The organism is Alitiscatomonas sp., assembly GCF_037242085.1.
In the GTDB taxonomy this organism is placed as follows: domain Bacteria; phylum Bacillota; class Clostridia; order Lachnospirales; family Lachnospiraceae; genus Alitiscatomonas; species Alitiscatomonas aceti.
On record NZ_JAXXBR010000017.1, the window covers coordinates 1 to 4,930 of the forward strand.

4 protein-coding genes are annotated in these 4,930 nt (G+C 54.1%); 3 read left to right on the forward strand and 1 reads right to left on the reverse strand.

What is annotated here, in order from left to right:
- From WIH05_RS00245 to WIH05_RS00255, 3 genes are all read left to right on the forward strand, one after another.
- On the forward strand, positions 1 to 816 hold an 816-nt coding region (locus WIH05_RS00245), incomplete at its 5' end, for a nucleoside recognition domain-containing protein (RefSeq protein ID WP_337424801.1).
- A 162-nt stretch (positions 817 to 978) separates the two neighbouring features.
- Positions 979 to 2,334 (forward strand): Trk system potassium transporter TrkA, encoded by a 1,356-nt coding sequence (gene trkA, locus WIH05_RS00250; RefSeq protein WP_022273396.1) that lies wholly within the window; start codon positions 979 to 981, stop codon positions 2,332 to 2,334.
- A 15-nt stretch (positions 2,335 to 2,349) separates the two neighbouring features.
- Positions 2,350 to 3,792: a TrkH family potassium uptake protein gene (locus WIH05_RS00255; RefSeq protein WP_022273397.1), complete on the forward strand. Its 1,443-nt coding sequence runs from the start codon at positions 2,350 to 2,352 to the stop codon at positions 3,790 to 3,792.
- A gap of 140 nt (positions 3,793 to 3,932) precedes the next feature.
- Here the strand turns inward: WIH05_RS00255 and WIH05_RS00260 are convergent, their stop codons facing one another.
- Positions 3,933 to 4,793, reverse strand: a complete 861-nt coding sequence (locus WIH05_RS00260) for a class I SAM-dependent methyltransferase (protein ID WP_215653517.1) — start codon at positions 4,791 to 4,793, stop codon at positions 3,933 to 3,935.
- Positions 4,794 to 4,930 lie beyond the last annotated feature (137 nt).

The following is a 4,930-nucleotide window of genomic DNA, read 5'->3' on the forward strand; positions in this document are numbered from 1 at the left end:
TATGAGGCCGCCGGTTATATCGCTCCCCTCATGTATTTCATCGGAGTGGCGGCCGTACTGGTGTCTGCCATCATCTTAAAAAAGACGAAACCGTTTTCCGGAGAGGCGGCTCCCTTTGTTATGGAGCTTCCGGCATACCATATCCCGTCTGCTAAGACGGTGCTCATGCACACCTGGGAAAGACTCTGGGGCTTTATTAAAAAGGCAGGCACCATCCTGTTCCTGGCCTGCATCGTTATGTGGGTGCTTTCCACCTTTGGCTTTGAGAACGGAGGCTTCGGAGCCGTGGAAGATGTATCCAACAGCCTTATGGCCCTTCTGGGCGGCGCCATCGCCTGGATCTTCGCGCCGCTGGGCTTTGGCTCCTGGCAGCCGGTGGCGGCTTCCATTTCCGGATTTTCCGCCAAAGAGGCCATTGTGACCACCATGGGTGTCCTGGCCAACGTGGATGAGTCCATGGTGGAGGAGACTGCAGTGGTGGGAGCAGCCATCCAGAGCTGGTTCCCCAATGTGGCGGCAGCATTTTCCTTCCTTGTGTTCAACCTTCTGGATTCTCCGTGCCTTGCCGCCATTGCGACCATGGCCCAGCAGATGCAGTCCAGAAAGTGGTTCTGGTTTGCAGTCCTTTATCAGAATGTATTTGCTTATGGGGTAAGTCTCTGCGTATACCAGTTGGGTTCCGTGATACTGGGAGCACCGGTGGGGCTGGGAACAGCCGCCGCCGCGCTGATACTGCTTTTCCTTCTGTATATGCTGTTCCGCAGGGATCCGTATAAGAATATGAAAAAGGCTGTACGCCGTTCGGTGACAGCGTAAATGACCGGAGAACCGCGTTTCCTTAACGGGAGACGCGGTTCTTTTTGCGCGTTTCGCCATTGTTTTTGCGGGCGGGTCTTGTGGATTCCTGCGATCAATAGTATAATAGAACACAAATCCTTAAAAATACTCAGAAAAAACTCAGAATAGGACAGAATGCATATGAAGATTATTATTGTTGGCTGCGGAAAAGTCGGCACCAGCCTGGCAGAACGTCTCAGTGTGGAGGATCATGATCTGGTGATGGTGGACCTGTCGGAGCAGAAGGTGGAAGAGGTCTCCAACCGGTACGACGCCATGGGAATTGTGGGAAACGGAGCCAGTTTTAATGTACAGCAGGAGGCGGGTGTGGATACAGCCGACCTTTTTATTGCGGTGACGGGCGAGGACGAGCTGAACCTGCTCTGCTGCCTGATGGCTAAAAAGAACGCCAAATGCCATACCATCGCCCGTGTGAGGAATCCTCTCTATAATAAAGAGATCCGGTTCATAAGGGAGCAGCTGGGGATCTCCATGATCATCAACCCGGAGCTGACCACGGCCAGAGAGATCTTAAAGGTCCTAAAGTTCCCGTCAGCCATTAAGATCGATACCTTTGCCAAGGGCCGCGTGGAGCTTTTGCACTTCCGCATAAAGCCGGAAATGGGCTTTGACGGAAAGACCATTATGGAGCTCATGGGCCGGTTAAAGACCGATGTACTGATCTGCGCTGTGGAGCGGGATTCGGAGGTGGTGATCCCCAACGGAAGCTTTGTGCTCCAGGACAATGATATCCTGTCCATCGCAGGCTCCCTGGAGCAGACGGCGGAGTTCTTTGAAAAGATCGGCGTGCGTTCGAAAAAGGTACGCAATTCCCTGATCATCGGCGGCGGGACCATTGCCCACTACCTGGCCCTGGATCTGCTAAAGATCGGCTTCCGCGTGCGGATCATCGAGCAGAGGAAGGAACGCTGCGAGTATTTAAGCGAGATGCTTCCGGGAGCCGATATCATAAACGGCGACGGCAGCGACAAGAACCTTCTCCTGGAGGAGGGACTTACCTATGCCGATTCCATGGTAGCCCTCACCGGTCTGGACGAGGAGAATATTTTCCTGGCCCTGTTTGCCAAGAAGCACTCCAATGCCAAGCTGGTGGCCAAGGTCAATAAGATCGCTTTTAATGACGTGATCGACAGCTTTGCCATCGACAGCGTGGTATATCCCAAATATCTCACGGCCGATTATATCTTACAGTATGTGCGGGCCTGCCAGAATACCATCGGCAGCAACGTGGAAACGCTGTACAATATCCTGGACGGCCGGGCCGAGGCCCTGGAGTTTTCCATCCGTGAGGCTTCGGCTGTGACAGATGTGCCTCTGATGGATCTGGATCTGAAGGATAATCTTCTGATCTGCTGCATCAACCGGAATGGAACGATCCTTACGCCCCGCGGACAGAATAAGATCCAGGTGGGAGATACGGTGATCGTGGTGACCACTAACCGGGGTCTCCAGGATATCCGGGATATACTGAAGTAGCAAAGGAGAAGCTCCATGAATTATTCCATGATATTTTTCATCATTGGCTGGGTCTTTATCATAGAGGCGGCTCTTATGGCTCCCTCTGCCCTGGTGGCAGTGCTGTATTCGGAACGCAGCATCTGGGCGTTTGCAGCCGCCATCGGGCTCTGCCTGCTTCTGGGTGTGCCTCTGGTGCGGAAGCAGCCGGCCAATAAGGTGTTTTATGCAAAGGAAGGCTGCGTGACAGTGGCCCTAAGCTGGATCGTTATGAGCCTTATGGGGGCACTGCCCTTTGTGTTTTCTGGCGTGATCCCCAGTATCGTAGACGCCATGTTTGAGACTGTATCTGGCTTTACAACCACGGGAGCCAGTATCTTAAAGGATGTGGAAGTCCTGCCCAGGTGCATGCTGTTCTGGAGGAGCTTTACCCACTGGATCGGCGGCATGGGCGTTCTGGTATTCCTGTTATGCCTCCTGCCCATGTCCGGCGGCGGTTATTCCATGAACCTGATGAAGGCGGAGAGTCCGGGACCATCGGTCAGCAAGCTGGTCCCCAAGGTGCGGTCCACAGCCAAGCTCCTGTACGGCCTTTATGTGGCCCTGTCTCTTCTGGAGCTGGCGCTGCTGCTGTTGGGGAGCATGCCGCTGTTTGACGCTTTGTGTACCACCTTCGGTACGGCAGGAACCGGAGGCTTCGGAATAAAAAACAGCAGCATCGGCGAATATTCCGCTTATATACAGTCCATTGTGACGATCTTTATGATCCTGTTCGGCATAAACTTTAATGTATATTTTCTTCTTTATATGAGGAAGCCCAAAGAGGCGCTCCGCTGTGAGGAGGCCGGCTGGTACCTGGCAATTATTGCCGTTTCGACGCTGATCATCACGGTGTTTATACGGAATTCCTTCCCTGACCTGGTCACAGCCTTCCGTCATGCGGCCTTCCAGGTGGGCTCCATCATAACCACTACGGGATTTTCTACGGTGGACTTTAACGTGTGGCCGGCAGTGCCCCGGGCCATCCTGGTGCTCCTTATGTTCATCGGAGCCTGTGCGGGAAGCACCGGCGGCGGCATCAAGGTCTCCAGGATCGTGCTCCTGTTCCGTACCATGACCAGAGAGATCGGGCAGATCATCCATCCTCATATGGTGAAGAAGCTGAAATTTGAAGGTCGGGTCGTGGGCCAGGAGGTGCTAAGGAGCGTAAACGCCTTTATGGTGGCGTATGTGCTGATATTCGCAGTCTCCACGCTGTTTGTATGTCTGGACGGCTTTGACCTGGTGACCAGCTTTACGGCAGTGGCAGCCACCCTCAACAACATCGGCCCCGGATTGGAGATGGTGGGACCCATCGGCAATTTCTCCTGCTTTTCCGATCTGTCCAAGATCGTTCTGATCTTTGACATGCTGGCAGGGCGTCTGGAGATATTCCCTCTGCTGGTGTTATTCTTCCGGGATACCTGGAAGAAGTTCTAAAGCCTTAGGCAGAAGGGCTTTGCCCGGGCTTGGGGAGGATCCCCGGCAGGCGGACCACGTTCTATAAAAATATAACGGCCGCGGCAGTGCTTTTACATTGCCGCGGCTGTTTTTATGGATCTTTTATAACTTTAGCTGTCTCAGGCTTCCCACCGGCCGGACGCACCGCAGGGCAGTACGAGGCCTGTGGAGGACACCGGAAGGCCGATCTCGTCGGAACGCACCGTACCGCCGAACCGTGGCTTTACGGTACAGCCCAGCATATAGGTGAGCACGGCGGGAGCCAGGCCGGTGGTGTAGGAGTTAATGAGGAAAAACAGGGGTTTTTCCGATAAGAGTCCGGCGCAGAGCTTTACCAGGGGGAAGATGGCATCCTCGATCTTCCAGATCTCCCCCTTGGGACCACGGCCGTAGGAGGGCGGGTCCATGATGATGGCGTCGTAATGGTTGCCCCGGCGGAGCTCCCGCTCCACGAATTTCACGCAGTCATCCACGATCCAGCGGATGGGAGCGCTTTCCAGGTTACTGGATCTGGCGTTTTCTTTGGCCCAGGCCACCATTCCCTTGGAGGCGTCCACGTGAGTCACAGAGGCCCCGGCCTTTGCGGCCGCCAGGGTGGCTCCTCCCGTATAGGCAAAGAGGTTTAAGACCTTCACAGGCCGGCCGGCATTTTTTATTTTTTCTCCGAACCAGTCCCAGTTGGCGGCCTGCTCCGGGAAGAGTCCCGTGTGCTTGAAGCTGAAGGGCTTCAGCTGGAAGGTCAGTTCCTTATAGTTTATGCTCCACTGCTCCGGAAGATGGAAAAACTCCCATTCACCGCCGCCCTTGGAGCTGCGGTGATAGTGACCGTTGAGCTTTTTCCACTGGGGAGCCGTTTTTTCTGTATCCCAGATCACCTGGGGATCCGGACGCAAAAGGATGTATTTTCCCCAGCGCTCCAGCTTTTCCCCCTTTGAACAGTCGATGACTTCATAATCCTTCCATCCGTCTGCAATCCACATATATGATACCGTCGCTTTCTATGATTATCGTTTGGTTTCTGTGGATATTATACGTGATTCGGGGGAACGTGTCAAATACCATATGGGATTGCGGCAGTTTTGCGGCATTTGCCGGGAGTATGTAAGAGAATTGAAAG

Bases quoted from the DNA above. Each gene is read 5' to 3' on its own strand.
- trkA (WP_022273396.1), top strand. From the start codon at position 979: ATGAAGATTATTATTGTTGGCTGCGGAAAAGTCGGCACCAGCCTGGCA.
- WIH05_RS00260 (WP_215653517.1), bottom strand. From the start codon at position 4,793: ATGTGGATTGCAGACGGATGGAAGGATTATGAAGTCATCGACTGTTCA.
- WIH05_RS00255 (WP_022273397.1), top strand. From the start codon at position 2,350: ATGAATTATTCCATGATATTTTTCATCATTGGCTGGGTCTTTATCATA.